This is a genomic window from Microbacterium sp. CPCC 204701, assembly GCF_004010105.1.
In the GTDB taxonomy this organism is placed as follows: Bacteria; Actinomycetota; Actinomycetes; order Actinomycetales; family Microbacteriaceae; genus Microbacterium.
This window is the reverse complement of record NZ_RRYE01000385.1, coordinates 1-2,712: the sequence shown is the minus strand read 5'-3', so window position 1 is coordinate 2,712 and position 2,712 is coordinate 1. Positions and strand designations below refer to the sequence as shown.

General features: G+C 73.6%; 3 protein-coding genes. 1 reads left to right on the top strand and 2 read right to left on the bottom strand.

Translation table 11 applies throughout. The features are described 5' to 3' along the window. Both EIO58_RS15730 and hemE read right to left on the bottom strand, forming a co-directional pair. Positions 1–583, bottom strand: a 583-nt coding sequence (locus tag EIO58_RS15730) for an FAD-dependent oxidoreductase (protein WP_127820296.1), incomplete at its 3' end; no start/stop codon positions are given. Further along, positions 576–1,652, bottom strand: coding sequence for a uroporphyrinogen decarboxylase (hemE, locus tag EIO58_RS15725; RefSeq protein WP_127820295.1), 1,077 nt, complete (start codon positions 1,650–1,652; stop codon positions 576–578). The genes EIO58_RS15730 and hemE, both read right to left, overlap by 8 nt. 75 nt (positions 1,653–1,727) lie before the next feature. Between hemE and EIO58_RS15720 the strand changes: the two genes are divergently transcribed. Further along, positions 1,728–2,712: glutamyl-tRNA reductase (locus EIO58_RS15720; RefSeq protein ID WP_127820294.1), on the top strand; the 985-nt coding region annotated here is incomplete at its 3' end.

Here is a 2,712-nt window from a genome sequence, read left to right as displayed (position 1 = left end):
CGCCGCTGAGCGACCCGGCGGCACGCACGGCATCGCCGAGCCCCGGGTGCGCACGGGCGACGGGCAGGTCGTCGGGGTGCTGGGAGTGCACGCCGTGCACGACCGGCGCGACGAGCCGGTCGAGCACGCCCTTGCCGAGGCGTTCGCGCACGAGTGAACCGAGCGACTCCGGGATGGCGCCGACCCGCGCCGCATCGAGGGTCACGGCTCGCTCCGCCGCTTCGCGTCCGACCACCCGGACGACGTCGGGCGCGAGCGGGTCGGACGGGATGCCGAGGAGCGCGGTCGCAGGCAGGGGCACGGCCTCTCTGTCGGCGGGCTGCAGCCACGCCGGACCGGGTGCGGGCTCGACGATCTCGCCCGCCATGCCGAGTTCGCTCAGCAGGCTCGCGACCACTCCGCCGCGCACGGCGAAGCTCTCGGCGCCGGCATCCATCCGGATGCCGGCGACGTCATGGCAGGTTACGGTTCCCCCAAGGCGATCGGATGCCTCGAACAGCGCGACGTCGGCGCCGGCGGCCGCAAGACGGCGTGCGACGACGAGGCCCGCCACGCCGCCGCCCACGACCGAGAAGTCAGGCATACGCGTGGACGTACTCCACGATCCGCGTCAGCACGGTCGGGTCGGTGTCGGGCGGGACGCCGTGACCGAGGTTGACGACGTGCGCCCGTGCGGCGCGGCCGCGCTCCAGCACGTCGTCGATGTGCGCCTGCAGCACGGACCACGGGGCCTGCAGCAGGGCGGGGTCGATGTTGCCCTGGAGCGTGACGTCGGGTCCGACGCGGCGTGCGGCCTCGTCGAGCGGCAGCCGCCAATCGACGCCGACCGCGTCGACGCCGATGCCGCGCATCACGGCGAGCAGCTCGCCGGTGCCGACGCCGAAGTGAACGAGCGGCATGCCCAGGTCGCGCACGGGGTCGAGCGCGCGCGCCGAGAACGGCGCGACGCGCTGGGTGTAGTCGGCGAGGCTCAGCGAGCCCGCCCACGAATCGAACAGCTGCCCGGCCGAGGCGCCCGCCTCGATCTGGGCGCTGAGGAACGCGCCGGTGATGTCGGCGCACCAGGTGAGCAGTGCCTCCCAGGCGGCTGGGTCGGAGTGCATCAGAGCGCGGGTCTTCAGCTGCTCCTTCGACGGGCCGCCCTCGACGAGGTAGGACGCCAGCGTGTACGGGGCGCCGGCGAAGCCGATGAGGGGCGTCGTGCCGAGCTGGCCGACCGTGAGCGCGACGGCCTCGCGGACGGGCGCGAGAGCGTCGGGGTCGAGCAAGGGAAGGGCCGCGACATCCGCCGCCGTCCGCACCGGGTGCTCGAGCACCGGGCCGCGCCCCGCGACGATGCGCACGTCGACACCGGCGAGCTTCACCGGGATCACGATGTCGCTGAAGAAGATGCCCGCGTCGACTCCGTGGCGGCGCACCGGCTGCAGCGTGATCTCGCTCGCGAGCTCGGGGTCCAGGCACGCGTCGAGCATGTCGGTGCCCACGCGCAGCTCGCGGTACTCCGGGAGCGACCGGCCCGCCTGGCGCATGAACCACACCGGCGCGTAGTCGTTCCCCGAGCCCGTCGAAGGGCGCTCGCCGCGGTAGGCCTGGATGAGCGGCGGCGGCGTGTAGCCATCGGCGAGAACGGGATGCGTGAGGTGAAGCGGCACGTCCTCAACCTTAAGCTCCGATCCGGGGGCCTGCCCCCGGACGGAGCTCCCAGCCGGGTGCCTTAAGATAGGCGGGTGCTCCTCTGTCTGACCGCGAACCACCGGAACGCGAGCCTCGACATCCTGGAGCGTCTCTCGGTGGGCGCGCCCTCCGCCACGCGCGCCCTCGTGCACGACGAGATCTTCGTCTCGGGCGCGGTGGTGCTGGCGACCTGCAACCGCTTCGAGGCCTACCTCGACATCGACGAGCCGCTCACGGGCGGCGAGGCGGTCGCCGTCGAATCCGTCGTCGAGGCCATGGCCGAGGCATCCGGTGTTCCTGCCGACCACCTGCGGGCGTCGGTCGCCGTGCACCAGGGGGCGGATGCCGCGGCGCACCTCTTCGCGGTGACCAGCGGCCTCGAGTCGGTCGTGGTCGGCGAGGACGAGATCTCGGGTCAGGTGCGTCGCGCGCTCGACGCCGCGCGGGCCGAGGGCATGACCAGCAGTGAGCTGGAGCGGCTGTTTCAGAAGGCGACCCACACCAGCCGCGGCGTGCGCAACCGCACCCAGCTGCGCGGCGCGCATCGTTCCCTCGTCCGCCTGGCGCTCGAGCTCGCCTCCAGTCGCATCGCGGACTGGGCCGAGGCCCGAGTCGTCGTCGTCGGCACCGGCCGCTACGCCGGGCGCACCGTCGACGCGCTGCGCGCTCGCGGCGCCGCCGACATCCACGTCTTCTCGCCGTCGGGTCGTGCCGAGGCGTTCGCCGCCAAGCACGGGCTCGTGCCGGTCACCGACTTCCGCGCCGCCGCGGCCGCCGCCGACGTCGTCATCACCTGCACCGCCGATGCGGTCGTGCACGCCGAGGCCTTCACGCCCGGTCACCGCGTGCTCGTCATCGACCTCGGCCTGCCCCGCAACGTCGACCCCGAGGTCGGCCGGGTCGAGGGCGTCGAGCTGCTCGACCTCGAGACGATCCGCCTCCACGCGCCGCTCGCGGAGTTCAATGCGCACGCAGATGCGCGCGCGATCGTCGGCGATGCGGCGACCGAGTTCCACGCCGACCGTGCGGCGGGCCCCG